This window comes from Lysobacter sp. P5_C4 (assembly GCF_054049695.1).
This window is the reverse complement of record NZ_JBFULX010000004.1, coordinates 176,477-191,919: the sequence shown is the minus strand read 5'-3', so window position 1 is coordinate 191,919 and position 15,443 is coordinate 176,477. Positions and strand designations below refer to the sequence as shown.

The window sequence follows — 15,443 nt, the reverse complement described above, 5'->3', positions numbered from 1 at the left end:
GGCCGTCGCAGGATCCAGACCCTTGAGCAAGCTCACCCCCCTCACATTGCCCGCGTTGCTGGCGCTGCCGCCTGCCGATGCCATCCCGAAAGCCTTGCGCGACGCGATGCTGCAGGTCGACGGCGATCCGTTCGCGCAGGCGCCCGACCCGCCGGCGGTGCTCGCCGATACGCTCGCCTCGCTGGCCAGGCTCGGCGCCGACGGCGACGTGACGGCGGCCGCAGTGCTGCGCGCGCTGCCGTCGGTGGAGGCGCAGTTGCGGGCACGCCTGGACAAGGACCATCCGCAGGTCGTCGCGCTGCTCGAAGGTCAGCGCGCCGCGGTGCAGGTGTGGGCGCTGCATGCCGAACAACGCGGCCACGGCAACAGCGAAGGCCTGCGCCGCCTGCTGCTGGCCATCGTGCGCGACCTGCGCGTCGTGCTGGTGCTGCTTTCGCGCCACCTCGCACGCCTGCGCCTGGCGGTCAACGCGCCGCCCGACCAGCAACGCGCGCTCGCGCAACTTACGCGCGACATCCACGCGCCACTCGCCAACCGCCTGGGCATCTGGCAATTGAAGTGGGAACTGGAGGATCTCGCGTTCCGTTACCTGGAGCCGCAGACCTACCAGCAGATCGCGCGCCTGCTCGACGACAAGCGCAGCGGCCGCGAGCGCTACATCGAAACGGTCAAGGACACGCTGCGCGACGCGCTCGCCGCATCGGGCATCCGCGGCGAAGTCGCCGGCCGCCCGAAGCACATCTACAGCATCTGGCGGAAGATGCAGAAGAAGAACGCGCCCATCGGCGAGTTGTACGACCTGCGGGCATTGCGCGTGCTGGTCGACGACGTGCCGGCCTGCTACGCCGTGCTCGGCGTCGTGCATGCGCTGTGGCTGCCGGTGCCGGACGAGTTCGACGATTACATCGCGCGCCCCAAGCGCAACGACTACCGCTCGCTGCACACCGCGGTGATCGGGCCGGAAGGCAAGACGCTCGAAGTGCAGATCCGCACGCAGGAGATGCACGCGCAGGCCGAGCTTGGCGTCGCCGCGCACTGGAAATACAAGGAAGGCCGCGCCGGCAGCAAGGGCGCCGATGCCGCGATGGAGAAACGCATCGCCTGGATGCGGCAATTGCTGGAAGGTACGCCGGGCGAAGAGGCGAACCTGCTGCGCGAGCTCGACACCGAACTCGCCGAGGATCGCATCTACGTGCTCACCCCGCGCGGCGAAGTGATCGACCTGCCGCAGGGCGCGACGCCCATCGATTTCGCCTACCGCCTGCATACCGATGTCGGCCATCGCACGCGTGGCGCGAAGGTCGATGGCCGCATCGTGCCGCTCGACCACGTGCTGCACAGCGGCGATCGCGTCGAGATCCTGACGGGCAAGGTCGCCGAACCGCGGCGCGACTGGCTGGTGCAATCCAACGGTTTCCTTGCCAGCCCGCGTTCGCGCGAAAAGGTGCGCAGCTGGTTCCACAAGCTCGATCGCGCGCGCAACCTGCTGGCCGGGCGTGAACTGCTCGACAAGGAACTCAAGCGCCTGGGCCTGGCGAAAGCCGACCTCGCGCCGGTGTTGTCGCGCTTCAACGTTTCCAACGACGACGACCTTGTCGTCCTCGTGGCGTTGGGCGACGTTGGCCCGCACCAGATCGGCCGCGCGCTGCTCGAACACGAACGCGCGCTCGCCGAACCCGAGCCCGTGCAGTCGCCCGTGGTGTCGCGTGCGCCGGCCAGGAAGGGCCGCTCGGACTTCACCATCGCCGGCCTCGGCAACCTGCTCGCGCAACCGGCGCGCTGCTGCCAGCCGCTGCCGGGCGAACCCATCGTCGGCTATCTCACGCGCGGCAAGGGCATCTCCGTGCATCGCGCGGGCTGCACGACCTACGAACGTCTCGCCGCAGCGCAACCGCAACGCGCCATCCCCGTCGAATGGGGCGGCGTCGGTGGCGGGCATGATGTCGATGTCGTCTTGCTCGCGCTCGATCGCAAGTGGTTGCTGAAGGACCTGACCAACCTGATCGCGCAGGAGAATGCACACGTCGCGGCGATTTCCAGCGATCCGGAGCGCGGCACCGGCCGCGTGCGCCTGAACCTGCGGCTGCGCGTGTCCGACTACGGCCAACTCTCCACGCTGCTCGGCAAGCTGTCTTCCGTGCCCGGCGTGGAAGACGCGCGGCGCGCGACCTGACATGCCCCGCGTGCCCCTCCGCCGCGATCCGCTCCGCCTGCGCCTGTTCGACTGGCTGCGCCGCTGGCCGCCGGCATTGCGCCGGCGCGTGGAGATCGGCGCGGTCGGCGTACTCGGCCTGGTGGTGTTGATCGTCGCCTTCCGGCAACCGATGTCCGATCGCGTGTATCCCGAGGCGCAATACCAGCAGACGCTCGATGCCGCCGCGCGCGCATTGCAAGCGGGGAAGCTCACCGCGCCCGACGGCACCGGCGCGCGCGAGTTGTACGCCGCGGCACTGGCGATGGATTCGGATCGCGACGAAGCGCGCGCCGGATTGCAGCGCGTGGGCGAAGTCGCGTTGGCCAAGGCGGACAAGGCGACCGACGCGCGCCGCTTCCAGGAGGCGCACCTGGCCTTGCGCCTGGCGCGCGAGCTGGCCGTCCCGAATGCGCAGGTCGTTCGCATCGAAGACCGTTTGCGCCAGCAGGAAGTCGACCTCGTCGCCATCGACACGCTGCTCGCCGACGCGGACAAGGCGCGGCAGGCGGGCCATCTCGACGGCGACCCCAAGGCCGCGCTGCCGCTGTACAAGGAAGTGCTGTCGCTGCAGCCGGCCAACAACACCGCGCTGGAAGGGCGCGAAGACGCGCTCTCGCAACTCCTGCAGCAAGCGCAGGCGCATCTTTCGCGCGGCGAATTCGACGAAGCGGCGACGCTGGTGGCGCGCGTCCGGGAATTCGACCCGGGCCACGTGGGCTTGCCCGACGCGCAGGCCGCGCTGACGCAGGCGCGCGACGCACAACGTGCGCGCGGGGATACCGCCCTGCGCGGGAAGCAACTTGACGCCGCGACCGACGCGTATCGCGCGGCCCTGGCCCTGGATCCGAACGACACGCAGGCACGCGACAATCTCGCCCGGCTGGCGGAGGCGTGGGCGAAACGCAGCCAGCGCGCCGCATCGGATTTCGATTTCGACGAAGCCAAGCGCGCACTCGACCTGGCCCGCATGATCGATCCGAAATCGCCTTCGATCGGCGAGGCCGAACGCCACCTCGCGCAATCGCGCGCGCGCGGGGAGCGGCTGCCGCTGCGCGCCTCGACGCCCGGGCGCATCGCCGAAGTCCGGCGCCTGCTCGCCGGTGCCGCGGAATCCGAGGCGCGTGGCGACTTGCTCACGCCACCGGGCGACAGCGCCTACGACCAGATCCGCCGTGCACGCGCGCTTGCCCCGGACGACCCGGCGGTGCGCGCCGCGCAAGCGCGGCTCCTGCCTGCGGCACGCACCTGCTTCGATGATGCCTTGCGCACCAATCGCCTGGTTCGGGCGGAAGGCTGCCTGGATGCGCGCGACCAACTCGGCGAGGACCGTGCGAGCGTGCTGCAATCCCACAACCGCCTCGCGATGCGCTGGATCGCGGTGGGCCAGGAACGCCTGGGGGCCGGGGAAATCGCGACCGCGCAACGCGCATTGCTGTCCGCGCGCGCATTGGATCCGAATGCCGAAGGGCTCGACGCCTTCGCCGAGCGCCTGCGACTGGCCTCGCGCCGCTAGGGCTTGTTGAGCAACACGCGGCGCACGACCGCGCGCCCCGCGTCGAGCGAAAAGTGCCGTTCGACATTCACCAGCGCGTTGTCGCGCAGGCGCGTCCAGAGCGCCTCGTCGTCGTACAGGCGCACGATGGCATCGGCGAAAGCCTGCGCGTCGTCGGCCACCAGCACGTCTTCGCCCGCGCGCAGATGCATGCCTTCCACCGCGCACGCGGTGGCGACGACCGGTTGTCCGTGCGCCATGCTCAGGTTCACCTTGCCCTTCACGCCGGCACCGAACCGCAGTGGCGCGATCGCGATCCGTGCGCCGCGCATGTAGGGATCGATGTCCGGCACGTGGCCGTGCACGACGACGCCCTCGACCTTGCCCAGCGCGCGGATCGCCTCGGGCGCGTGGCTGCCGATGCAATGGAACCGCACCTTCGGCAAGCGCGCGCGCACGGCCGGGAAGATCGATTCGACGAACCAACGCACCGCATCGACGTTCGGCGGATGGCGGAAACCGCCGACGAACACGAGGTCTTCGCGATGCGCGAACGGATGGCCGGCGCCTGCAACCTGGTGCAGGTTCGACAGGATGTCGACCTGCGCGCCGGGCGCATCGATGGCGAGCAGCGTGCGCTCGACATCGCTGACGACCAGCGTGGCATCGCTGCGCGCGATTACGTCGAGTTCCAGTGCGCGCGTGCGCAGCGCGATGCGGCGCTGGGCGGCATCGTTCGCCAGTTCCGCGCCGCGCGCCTCGCGCAGGTAATGCAGGTCGACCGTGTCGAACACCACGCGCGCCTGCGGCGCGTGCCGGCGCGCGAGCGGGAGGAATTCGGAGGCGACGTAGTGGCGGCTGAGCACGATCGTGTCGAACCGATGCCCATGCGCGGCGAACCACGCCGGCGCGCGCGGCGCGAAGGGCGCATGCCAGCATTCCACGCCCAGTTGCTGCAAAGCGTGCGTGGCGGCGCCGTCGTTGGCGCGATTGGCGGGGAGGAAGACGACGTGCGCGCCTTCTTCGCGCAGCAGCCGCATGAGGTTCATGAGCCGAAGCGAACCCGAATCGTGGTCCGGATGCGGCGTGAGCGCATCGACGATCAGGACCTGCGGCGCACGCGCATGCAGCACGGCGGGCGTCGGGATCGTGCCCGGCGCGGCGTGCGCGGCGAGCGCATCGCGCCAGCGCGCTTCGAACGTGGCCTGGTTGCGCACCTGCGCCGCCTTGGGACCGACGTTGACGTCGGTGCCCGCGGTGCCGCCTTCGTCATGCACGACGACCGCGTCGGGTTGATACAGCACGCGCAATCCGCGCGCGCGTACGGCGAAGGCGAGGTCGGTGTCTTCGTAATACGCCGGTGCGTAGGCGTGGGCGAAGCCGCCGAGTTCGGCGAACAGCGCGCGCGGCAATGCGATGGCGGCGCCGCTCGCGTAATCGCAATCGCGCACGTAGGCGTAACGGCAATCCCCGGGCGCGGCGCGGCGGCCGTAATTCCAGGCGCTGCCGTCCGTGAACACGACGCCGCCGGCTTCCTGCAGGCGCCCGTCGGGAGAGCGCAATTGCGCGCCGACCAGGCCGACATTCGCGTGGTCGTCGAAGGTGCGCAGCAGGGCATCGAGCCAGCCGGGTTGCGGGATCGTGTCGTTGTTGAGGAAGACGACGTATTCGCCGCGCGCGAGCGCCGACCCGTCGTTGCAGGCAGCGATGAAGCCGCCGTTCTCGGCGCGCCGGTGATAGCGCAGGCCATCGACGTGGGGGAGGGCGTCCGGCGTTTCGTCCGTCGAACCGTCGTCGACGACGATCACCTCGGCCCGGCTCGCCGGCGGATGCGCCGCCAATGCGCGCAGGCAGGCGAGCGTGCGTGCGAACTGGCCGTAGACCGGGATCACGATGCTCGCGCGCGGCGCGGCGCCGGTGAGTTGCAGCGTATCGGGCAATGCGAAGGGCGCGAAGGGCGTGGCATCGGGCCGATACAGCGGTGCGGCGTCCGCCACCGGCGCGCGCGTGAACCGTAACCGCGCCTGCGCCAGCGTCGCCGACCAACCGCGCGTGCGCAGGCTCGCAAGCCCGCGCGTCGCCAGCCCGAGGGCGCGTCGCAGGAGGAAGCGTGCATCGGCCGGGGTCATCGACATGCCAGCACAACTCCGGCTGAAGAAAGGGGGTGGGGCCACGGGGGCGCGAACTGGCGTGGACAAGGCCCTGCGCTAGACTCGCGGCTCCATTGTCGCATCGCCCCGGCCCGAGGCCAGCGGGCTTTCTCCGAAGACCCAATGCCCAAAGCCCCGCGGATCGAATACGACGAAGACGACGACGACCGTGACGGCAGTGCGCCGGTGCCGGGCTGGCGCCGCCGGCTCCTGACATGGGCGTTGGCCGCGGTGGGCCTGGGGCTCGGGTTCTTGATTCCGTACACGATCTACCTCAACCACCAGGTCGGCGAACGCTTCGGCCAGTTGCGCTGGCAGTTGCCCACGCGCGTGTATGCGCGCCCGCTGGTGCTGCACGCGGGCACGGCGATGGATGCCCAGACGCTGAAGACCGAGCTCGAAGCGGCCGGCTATCGCGACGACGGCGCGGGCGTGCGCCCCGGCACCTATTCGCACGACGGTGGGCGCTGGCGCATCGCCAGCCGCGGGTTCTTCGATGTCGACGGCCAGGTCGCGCCGCGGCAGGTCGACGTGGTCCTGTCGGGTTCGCGCGTGGCCAGCGTGCGCGATCACGCCCGCAAGCAGACGATGAAGGCCGCGCGCCTGGACCCGGCGCGCATCGCCACGCTCTACGGCCAGCAGCAGGAAGAGCGCCGCATCGTGCGCATCGAGGAAGTTCCCGAGCTCCTCGTCACCGGGCTGCAGGCGGTCGAGGACCGCGACTTCAACCGCCACCACGGCATCGACCTGTCCGGCATCGCGCGCGCGATGTGGGTCAACCTGCGTTCGGGCGAAGCCCGGCAGGGCGCGAGCACGCTCACCCAGCAGCTCGCGCGCAGCGGCCTGCTCGGCATCGGCAAGGAACAGACCTTCAGCCGCAAGTTCAACGAAATCCTGTATGCGCTGCTGATCGAAGCGCGCTACGACAAGAAGACGATCCTCGAGGCCTACTTCAACCAGGTCTACCTGGGCCAGCAGGGTTCGCAGGCGATCCACGGCGTGGCCGCGGCGTCGGAATTCTGGTTCGGGCGCGACCTGCGGGACCTGTCGACCGAACAGATCGCGTTGATGATCGGCATGGTGCGCGGCCCGTCGCTCTACGATCCGCGCCGCAATCCCGAACGCGCGACGCAGCGCCGCAATTTCGCCCTCGGCAAGATGCGCGAATCCGGGCTGATCGACGACGCCGAGTTCGAACGCGCCAAGGCCGCGCCGCTCGGCGTGACGAAGACACCGGTGAACATCGCCAATCGTTTCCCGGCCTACGTCGACCTCATTCGCCGCCAGCTCGCGCGCGACTATCCGGCCGATGCGTTGCAGGGCGCGGGCCTGACCGTGCTCAGCGCGATGTCGCCCTCGGCGCAGGCGTATGCCGAAGGCGCGGTGACGCGCACGCTCAAGGCCGTTGAAAACAAGAAGCGCCCGCCGTTGCAGGCCGGACTGGTGGTGACCGACGTGCACAACGGCGATGTCGTGGCCGTGGTCGGCAGCCGCAGTTTCCAGGAGCAGGGTTTCAATCGCGCCGTCGAAGCGCAGCGCCCGGTGGGATCGCTGCTCAAGCCCTTCGTGTATCTGCTCGCGCTTGCGCAGCCCAACAAGTTCTCGCTCGCCAGTTTCGTCGACGATGCGCCGGTCGCGGTCACGCTCGGTCGCGGCAAACGCTGGACGCCGGGCAATTCCGACGGCCGCAGCCACGGCCTGGTGCGGATGATCGATGCGCTCGGCATGTCCTACAACCAGGCCACCGTGCGCGTCGGCATGCAAGTCGATCCGCGTCGCCTCGCCGCGCTGATCAAGGCGCTCGCGGGCATCGAGGCCGACCCGCATCCGGCCCTGATCCTCGGTGCGGTGGACCAGAGCCCATACGCGATGGCGCAGCTGTACCAGTTCCTTGCATCGGGTGGCGAAATCCAGCCGCTGCATGCGGTGCGCGGCGTGCTCAACGCGAACGGCAAGGCGCTGACGCGTTACGACATTGCGCCGGCGCCCGCGCAGGAAGGCGACGCGATCGCCGCGCGCCTGATCGGCACGGCACTACAACACGCAGTGACCTCGGGCACGGGGCGTCCGCTGATGAGCGACGGCCTCGGCCGGCTGCAACCCGCGGGCAAGACCGGCACCTCGAACGACAGCCGCGACAGCTGGTTCGCCGGTTACACGGGCGACCACCTGGCCGTCGTCTGGGTCGGCAACGACCAGAACCAACCGACCGGCCTGTATGGCGCCACCGGCGGCATGCGCGTGTGGTCTGGCATCTTCTCGCGCCTGCCGAGCCGGCCGCTGGAGATCGGCGACAAGGGCCTGGACTGGCAGTGGGTCGTCGGCGGCAATGCGACGAACGCCGAATGCCCGGGTGCGCGCCGCTTCGCCTTCGTCGCCGGGTTCCAGCCGCCGTTCGAACCGTGCAGCGTGCAGGCGCAGAGCGCCGACGAATCGGGGGGCTGGCGTGATTGGTTCGGCTTCGGCCGCGACGAACAACCGCAGCAGCAACCCCCGCAGCCGCAGCCGCAAGCGCAGCCCGTGCCGCAGGACCAACAATGAACCTGCGGGTCGCTGTCATGACGACCTGCGTGATCGGCCTGTCCGCGTGCGCGTCCGCGCCGCCGCCGTCGGCCGACAGCATCGAACCGATCTACGACCCGGTCGCGCTCGTCGCGCAGATCCGTGCAGCCGCAGGGCCGGACGATGCGAAGGACGAACTCGCGATCCGTCCCTTGCGCGACCCGATGGTCGAGGGTCTGCGCGCCGACGCCGCGCGCGCCGAGCGCGAAGGCCGCCCCGCCGACGCGGCGAAAACCCTGGACGAAGTCATCGCGCAAATCGGCGAGGACCCGGCGATCCTCCAGGAACGTGCCGAAGCTGCGTTGCTGAACCGCGATCTCGACGGCGCCGAACGCTTCGCGCGCAAAGCCATCGACGTCGGCGCCAAGGTCGGCCCGTTGTGCCGCCGTCACTGGGAAACGGTGCGCGTGGTGCGCCTCGAACGCGCCGATGCCACCGCGGTCGCGGACGCGCAGCGTGAACGCGACGCGTGCAAGGTCACCGCGCCCCCGCGTTACTGAGCCGGCCGTAAGATAGACACGATGTCCGACCTCGCCGCCGCCGCGCGCGACGCGCTCGCCGAAGGCGGTGCGCTCGCCGACGCCATTCCCGCCTTCGTTCCGCGCGCCTCGCAGCAGCGGCTCTCGGCGGCGGTGGCCGATGCGTTCGACACGCGCGGCAGCTTGCTCGCCGAAGCGGGCACGGGCACGGGCAAGACGTATGCGTATCTCGTCCCGGCCCTGCTGTCGGGCCAGAAGACGATCATCTCCACCGGCACGCGCGCGCTGCAGGACCAGTTGTTCCTGCGCGACCTGCCCCGCGTGCGCGATGCGCTCGGTACGCCGATCAAGACCGCGCTGCTCAAGGGTCGCGCGAATTACTTGTGCAAGCATCGCCTCGAACGCGCGAAGGGCGAGCCGCGCTTCGCCAATCGCGAGCAGATTGCGCAATTCCAGCGCATCGTGTCGTGGAGCGGCCGCACGCGCATGGGCGACATGGCTGAACTCGAAGCACTGCCCGAGGATTCGCCGCTGCTGCCGATGGTGACGAGCACCGCCGAGAATTGCCTCGGCAGCGAGTGCCCGTTCTGGTCGGACTGCTTCGTGGTGCAGGCCCGTGCGCGCGCGCAGGCGGCCGACATCGTCGTCGTGAACCATCACCTGCTGCTCGCCGATCTCGCCCTGAAGCAGGAAGGCTTCGGCGAAATCCTGCCGGGCGCGCAAGCCTTCGTGGTCGACGAAGCGCATCAGTTGCCGGACCTCGCCGCGCAGTTCTTCGGCGAAGGCCTGGGGGCGCGGCCGCTGGTCGAACTGGCGCGCGATGCGATGGGCGAATGCAAGGACGTCAGCGCATCGATCGCGACGGTGCAAGGGCCTGCGCAGCAGCTCGAACAGGCCACGCGCGTGTTGCGCGCGGCCATGGAAAATCTGCCCACGCGCGGCACGCGCGGCCGCGCGCTGCAGGATGCGCCGGTGCGCGAGGCGTGTGCGCAGTTGATGGAGACCTTGCAAGGTTTCGTCGATGCATTGGCTGGGCTGCGCGAGGCATCGCCGGGCTTCGAGGCATGCCACGCGCGTGCGCAGGATTTCGCGGGGCGTTTGAAGCGCTGGGTCGAATCGCCGGATTCCGGGGATTTTGCCGAAGCAGGAGAGCCGCACGAAGGCGACGTGTTGTGGTTCGAACTCTCGCCGCGCGGCTTCCGTTTGCAGCGTACGCCGCTCGATGTCTCCGGCCCGCTGCGCGACCACCGCCTGCGTTCGCATGCGGCCTGGGTGTTCACCTCGGCGACGCTGTCGGTCGCCGGCGGTTTCGATCACCTGCGCACGCGTCTGGGCCTCGACGATCCGCAAACGCTGCTGGAGCCCAGTCCCTTCGACTGGAACGCGCAGGCGCTGTGTTACCTGCCGCCGCGCATGCCCGAACCGATGTCGCGCGACTACGGCGCAGCCGTCATCGACGCATTGACGCCCGTGCTCGAAGCTTCGAAAGGTCGCGCGTTCGTCTTGTTCGCCTCGCACCGCGCATTGCGCGAGGCCGCTGCCGCGCTGCGCGACGGGCCGTGGCCCTTGTTCGTGCAGGGCGAAGCGCCGCGCCACGTGTTGCTGCAACGCTTTCGCGAGTCGGGCAACGGCGTGCTGCTCGGTGCGGCGAGTTTCCGCGAAGGCGTCGATGTCGCGGGCGATGCATTGAGCGTCGTCGTCATCGACAAACTCCCCTTCGCCGCGCCCGACGATCCGGTGTTCGAAGCGCGCCTGGATGCGATTCGCAGGAGCGGCGGCAATCCCTTCCGCGACGAACAACTTCCGCAGGCCGTGATCGCGTTGAAGCAGGGCGTTGGCCGGCTCATCCGCAGCGAAACCGACCGTGGCGTGCTCGTGCTCTGCGATCCGCGCCTGATCGGCAAGAGCTACGGCCGCGTGTTCTTCGACTCGCTGCCGCCGTTCGCGAAGACCCGGGATGTCGCCGACGTGGCCGCGTTCTTTGCGGCAGAATCCCTCCAACCCCTCCTCGAGGAACGCTCGCATGGCTGAGAAACCCCGCGTCCACGGCATCGGCGGCATCTTCTTCAAGGCCGAGGATCCCAAGGCGCTCACCGCCTGGTATTCGAAACACCTCGGCGTCGGCAGCGAAGAGTGGGGCGGCCATATCTTCAGGTGGCAGCGCGACGATGGCTCGCCGGCTTACAGCGTGTGGACGCCGTTCAAGGCGACGACCGACCATTTCAAGCCGAGCGACAAGCCGTACATGATCAACATGCGCGTCGACGATCTCGACGCCGTGTTGGCCGCATTGAAGGAAGAAGGCTGCCAGGTGCTCGACGAGCGTTACTCGGCAAGCGAATACGGCAAGTTCGGTTACGTGGTCGATCCCGAAGGCGGGCTCATCGAGTTGTGGCAGCAACCGCCGGAAGACCCTGCCGCGTGAAACTGCTGGCGTTCGAAACCGCGACCGAAGCGTGTTCGGTGGCCGTGTGGGTCGATGGCGAAGTGTGCGAACGCTTCGAGATCGCACCGCGCCGCCACGCCGAACTCGCGTTGCCGTGGGCGGACGAAATGCTGGCGCAAGCAGGCATCGCACGCACCGCGCTCGATGCGATCGCCGTCGGCCGCGGGCCGGGTGCGTTCACGGGCGTCCGGCTGGCCATTGCGTTGGCGCAGGGCGTCGCGCTCGCGTTGGATCGGCCGGTCGTCCCGGTGTCCACGCTCGCCGCGCTTGCATTGCAGGCACGTGCACCGCGCGTACTCGCCGCGATCGATGCGCGCATGGGCGAGGTGTATGCGGCGGCGTTTCGTTGCGAAGGCGACAACGCGTTCGCGTTGGATGCAGAACGCGTGGTCGCACCGGATGCGCTGGTGCTTCCCGACGAGGCGAACGATTGGGTCGGCGTCGGGACCGGGTTCGATGCGGTCGAAGGAACCTTGCGCAATACACGCGCGCATCGCTTCACGCGGATCGATCCGCAGGCCTTGCCGCGCGCGTCCGATGTCGCTCGCCTTGCGGCGCAGGCATTCAAGCGTGGCGAAGGCGTTGCCCCCGAACGCGCCGAACCTGCTTATCTACGCGACAACGTCGCGTTGACCCTGGCCGAACAGGACGCAAACCGCGCAGCGAAACGCTAGCGGTCGATCAACTCGCCGCCCGGCATGAATTGCCAGGTGCGCGTCACGTGCAGCACGTCGACGTCTTCGGGCGTCTTCGGCAAGGGCGCGAAGGGTTCGCTGAGTTTGACGATGCGCATGGCCGCCGCGTCCAGCATCGGCACGCGGCTGGATTCGACGATCAACATCTTCTCGACCGTGCCGTCACGGCGGATCGCCACGCTGATGACCAGCAACCCGCCGATGCGGCGGCGCCTCGCTTCGTCGGGATAGTTGAGGTTGCCGACGCGTTGCACGCGGTCGACCCAATTGCGCATGTACGCGGCGTACGCGTATTCCTTCGTGCTCGCCGAAACGAACTTGCGCTTGGGCCGCTTGGCGTAGGCCTCGCTGCGCAGCTGGATCTCGGCGGCGCGCCGCGCCATCTCCATGTCGCGCTCGACCTTCGCACGGCCTTCGGGGTAGGGCGCCTCGACGGGCGGCGGCGTGTCGAGCGGCTGCGTCACGTGCGCGTCGCTGCGCATCGCGGTGATCACGCGCGCTTCGGGCGGCGGTTGCGGCGCGGGCGACTGGCGACGCAGCGGCTGCGATGCGACGCCCGGCGTCGGGCGGTCGGCGATGCCGATCTGCGCTTCGCCGGGCCGCGAGGCCTTGTCGTGTTCGCCGCCGCCTTCGTTGTTGGCCTGCGCGAGGAAATCCGCCTGTTTTGGCGTCAGCGGGCTCTGTACCTGCGTGAGGATGACATCGAGCGTGGGCAGCACGGGCGCTGCGTCGTCGAGCGCGAAGCCCACGCCCAGCACGAGGATGCCGTGCAGGATCAGCGAGAACACCACCGTCGCGCCGAGGCGTGCGTTGTCGCCGATCTGCGGCGGCAGCGGCGGGGGCGGGGCGGCGACGGCGGACATCGGGTCGGTGCGGTCTTCGGGCTCGGGCGATCAGCGTTTCGCGAAAGCCACCGCGGCGCGGCGTTCGATCGCGTCGAACAGCGTACCGGCGATGTTGATCCCGAACTGTGCGTCGAGTTCGCGGATGCACGTCGGGCTGGTGACGTTGACTTCGGTCAGCCAGTCGCCGATGACATCCAGGCCCACGAAGACCATGCCGCGGCGGCGCATCTCCGGGCCGACCTGTGCGGCGATCCAGCGGTCGCGTTCGCTCAACGGGCGGCCTTCGCCACGGCCACCGGCGGCGAGGTTGCCGCGGAATTCGTCGCCTTGGGGAATGCGCGCCAGGCAGTAGTCGATGGGTTCGCCGTCGACCAGCAGGATGCGCTTGTCGCCCTGTGCGATCTCCGGCAGGTACTTCTGCGCGACGGCGAAGTGGCGGCCGTTCGCGGTGATGGTTTCGAGGATCACGTTGACGTTCGCCTCGCCGGCGGCGACGCGGAAGATCGAACGCCCGCCCATGCCGTCGAGCGGCTTGACGACCGCCTGGCCCACTTCGGCCACGAAGGCCTTGAGCGCTGCGGCGTCGCGCGAAACCAGCGACGGCGGGCAGCACTGCGGGAATTCGAGCGACCCGAGCTTCTCGTTGAGGTCGCGCAGGCCCTGCGGATCGTTGACCACCAACGCGCCGGCGCCCTGCGCCAGGCCCAGGACCTGGGTGTCGTTGAGGTAGTCGGTGTCCACCGGCGGGTCGGTGCGCATCAGCACCACGTGCCCCGAACCGAGCTCGAACTGTGACGCGTCTCCCAGTTTGAAGTGGTCGCCGTAGGTGTCGCGCACCTCCAGCGGCGCCGCGGTGGCGCCCGCGCGCCCGTCGCGGACCCACAGGCCGCCGGGCAGCACGTACCACAGGCGATGCCCGCGGCGTTGCGCTTCGAGCAGCATCGCGAAGGTGGAATCCTTGGCGATCTTGATCGACCCGATGGGGTCCATCACCACGACGACATCGAACATGGGTGGCCTGGCGACAGCGGCAATGGCGCCGGATGTTAGCAGGCACGCATCCCTCGCCCCCGCCGGCGCGCGGCGTGAATGCGTTGCATCAGGAAATAAGCTGAATTTCCGCTTGACGGCAGTGCAACGGTCTGGGATATAGAGTGACCGCAGCGGCGCCGGGGAATAGGGGAGCGACGTGCGATTCGAAGGGGATCCCGTGATGCAGGAAGACGCGACGACCAACCTCAGTGGGCTGAGGGTGATGGTCATCGACGACTCGAAGACGATTCGACGCACCGCCGAAACGCTGTTGAAGCGCGAGGGTGCCGAGGTCGTCACGGCGACCGATGGTTTCGAGGCGCTCGCCAAGATCGCCGACAACCAGCCGCAGATCATCTTCGTGGACATCATGATGCCCCGCCTCGACGGGTATCAGACCTGCGCGCTGATCAAGAACAACCAGATGTTCAAGTCGACACCCGTGATCATGCTGTCCTCCAAGGACGGCCTGTTCGACAAAGCACGGGGTCGCATCGTCGGTTCCGAGCAGTACCTGACCAAGCCTTTCACTCGGGAAGAACTGCTCGACGCCATTCGCAAGCACGTCACAGCCTGAACCGGGGGGGTAGGGCAGCAACATGGCAAGAATCCTTCTTATCGAGGACTCGCCGACCGATACGGCGGTCCTCACGCAGCTGCTTGAACGCAACGGCCACCAGGTCCTTGCGTCCGCGAGTGCGGAAGACGGCATCGCCGTCTGCAAGCGCGAGCTGCCCGACCTCGTCCTGATGGACGTGATCCTGCCCGGCATGAACGGGTTCCAGGCGACGCGCGCGCTGTCGAAAGACGCCGCGACGAGCGCCATCCCCGTGCTGATCGTCAGCACCAAGGGCATGGAAACCGACAAGGCATGGGGACTTCGGCAGGGAGCCAAGGACTACATCGTGAAGCCGCCGAATGAGCCGAGTCTCATCGCGCGGATCAACGAACTACTGGGTGCGTGAGGACATGGCCGTGATGACCGCTCCGACCCCACTGCGCCTTTCGCCGTACGAGGTCATCGCGGACTACGAGCGCCGCAGCCTCTCGCACGTCGCGGGCCTGCCCGAACAGCTCGAAGCGCCCGGTCTGTGGCGCGGCGTGGGCTATCGCATCGGCAAGCATCGCCTGGCTTCGGGCTTCGACGAAGTGGTGGAAATCCTGCCGCTCCCGCCGGTGACGCCGGTGCCGGGCGCGCAGCCGTGGATGCTCGGCGTCGCCAACATCCGCGGCAACCTGCTGCCGATCGTCGACCTCAAGCAGTTCCTCGAAGGCGAACGCACCGTGCTGCACGAAGGCCAGCGCGTGCTGATCGTGCGCCAGGCCGGCGGCGACGTCGCGGTGACCATCGACGAGCTGTACGGCCAGCGTTCCTTCGTCGACGAACAACAGATCGCCACCGACGGGCTCGCCGAAGGTCGCTACTCGCATTTCATCGACCGGGCCTACCGCCTGGGCGACCACCCGTGGGGCATCTTCAGCCTGTCGCTGCTGGCCCGCACTCCCGAATTCCGACAAGCCGCGGCCTGAGCCGCTTCTGCAAGACAT

Annotated in this window: 13 protein-coding genes; 10 read left to right on the top strand and 3 right to left on the bottom strand. The window is 68.9% G+C overall.

What is annotated here, in order from left to right; all coding sequences use genetic code 11:
• Positions 1-22 precede the first annotated feature (22 nt).
• Together ACXJJ8_RS11255 and ACXJJ8_RS11250 are read left to right on the top strand one after the other, a co-directional pair.
• Positions 23-2,173 (top strand): RelA/SpoT family protein, encoded by a 2,151-nt coding sequence (locus ACXJJ8_RS11255; RefSeq protein WP_499029969.1) that lies wholly within the window; start codon positions 23-25, stop codon positions 2,171-2,173.
• A 1-nt stretch (position 2,174) separates the two neighbouring features.
• On the top strand, positions 2,175-3,707 hold the full coding sequence (locus ACXJJ8_RS11250; protein ID WP_499029966.1) for a tetratricopeptide repeat protein: 1,533 nt from the start codon (positions 2,175-2,177) through the stop codon (positions 3,705-3,707).
• Here ACXJJ8_RS11250 and ACXJJ8_RS11245 read toward each other — a convergent pair.
• Positions 3,704-5,821: a glycosyltransferase gene (locus ACXJJ8_RS11245; RefSeq protein ID WP_499029963.1), complete on the bottom strand. Its 2,118-nt coding sequence runs from the start codon at positions 5,819-5,821 to the stop codon at positions 3,704-3,706. The two genes, ACXJJ8_RS11250 and ACXJJ8_RS11245, sit on opposite strands and share 4 nt — an antisense overlap.
• A 138-nt stretch (positions 5,822-5,959) precedes the next feature.
• Here ACXJJ8_RS11245 and mrcB point away from each other — a divergent pair, with 138 nt between their 5' ends.
• Genes mrcB through tsaB form a run of 5 tightly spaced genes read left to right on the top strand, consistent with a single transcriptional unit; the run spans position 5,960 to position 11,997 of the window.
• The gene (gene mrcB / locus ACXJJ8_RS11240; protein WP_499029961.1) at positions 5,960-8,377 is read left to right on the top strand and encodes a penicillin-binding protein 1B; all 2,418 of its coding nucleotides are present in this window, start codon (positions 5,960-5,962) and stop codon (positions 8,375-8,377) included.
• Positions 8,374-8,898: a hypothetical protein gene (locus tag ACXJJ8_RS11235; protein ID WP_499029958.1), complete on the top strand. Its 525-nt coding sequence runs from the start codon at positions 8,374-8,376 to the stop codon at positions 8,896-8,898. Before mrcB ends, ACXJJ8_RS11235 begins: the two co-directional genes overlap by 4 nt.
• A 21-nt stretch (positions 8,899-8,919) precedes the next feature.
• Entirely contained in the window at positions 8,920-10,908 is a 1,989-nt protein-coding gene (gene yoaA / locus ACXJJ8_RS11230) for a DNA repair helicase YoaA (protein ID WP_499029955.1), read from the top strand.
• Positions 10,901-11,302, top strand: a complete 402-nt coding sequence (locus ACXJJ8_RS11225) for a VOC family protein (protein ID WP_499029952.1) — start codon at positions 10,901-10,903, stop codon at positions 11,300-11,302. The genes yoaA and ACXJJ8_RS11225 overlap by 8 nt, the downstream gene beginning before the upstream one ends.
• Positions 11,299-11,997 (top strand): tRNA (adenosine(37)-N6)-threonylcarbamoyltransferase complex dimerization subunit type 1 TsaB, encoded by a 699-nt coding sequence (gene tsaB / locus ACXJJ8_RS11220; protein WP_499029949.1) that lies wholly within the window; start codon positions 11,299-11,301, stop codon positions 11,995-11,997. The genes ACXJJ8_RS11225 and tsaB overlap by 4 nt, the downstream gene beginning before the upstream one ends.
• Here tsaB and ACXJJ8_RS11215 read toward each other — a convergent pair.
• Positions 11,994-12,881 (bottom strand): energy transducer TonB, encoded by an 888-nt coding sequence (locus tag ACXJJ8_RS11215; RefSeq protein ID WP_499029946.1) that lies wholly within the window; start codon positions 12,879-12,881, stop codon positions 11,994-11,996. The two genes, tsaB and ACXJJ8_RS11215, sit on opposite strands and share 4 nt — an antisense overlap.
• A gap of 30 nt (positions 12,882-12,911) precedes the next feature.
• A complete protein-coding gene (gene gshB, locus ACXJJ8_RS11210) occupies positions 12,912-13,874 on the bottom strand; it encodes a glutathione synthase (RefSeq protein ID WP_499029943.1) in 963 nt (320 codons plus the stop codon).
• 202 nt (positions 13,875-14,076) lie between these two features.
• Between gshB and pilG the strand changes: the two genes are divergently transcribed.
• Genes pilG through ACXJJ8_RS11195 form a run of 3 tightly spaced genes read left to right on the top strand, consistent with a single transcriptional unit; the run spans position 14,077 to position 15,425 of the window.
• Positions 14,077-14,472 (top strand): twitching motility response regulator PilG, encoded by a 396-nt coding sequence (gene pilG, locus ACXJJ8_RS11205; protein WP_036169627.1) that lies wholly within the window; start codon positions 14,077-14,079, stop codon positions 14,470-14,472.
• A 22-nt stretch (positions 14,473-14,494) separates the two neighbouring features.
• Positions 14,495-14,860 carry a response regulator gene (locus ACXJJ8_RS11200; protein WP_498960797.1) on the top strand — a complete coding sequence of 122 codons (366 nt, stop codon included), beginning with the start codon at positions 14,495-14,497 and terminating at the stop codon, positions 14,858-14,860.
• Positions 14,861-14,873: 13 nt separating this feature from the next.
• Positions 14,874-15,425 (top strand): chemotaxis protein CheW, encoded by a 552-nt coding sequence (locus ACXJJ8_RS11195; protein WP_499029940.1) that lies wholly within the window; start codon positions 14,874-14,876, stop codon positions 15,423-15,425.
• Positions 15,426-15,443: the final 18 nt, after the last annotated feature.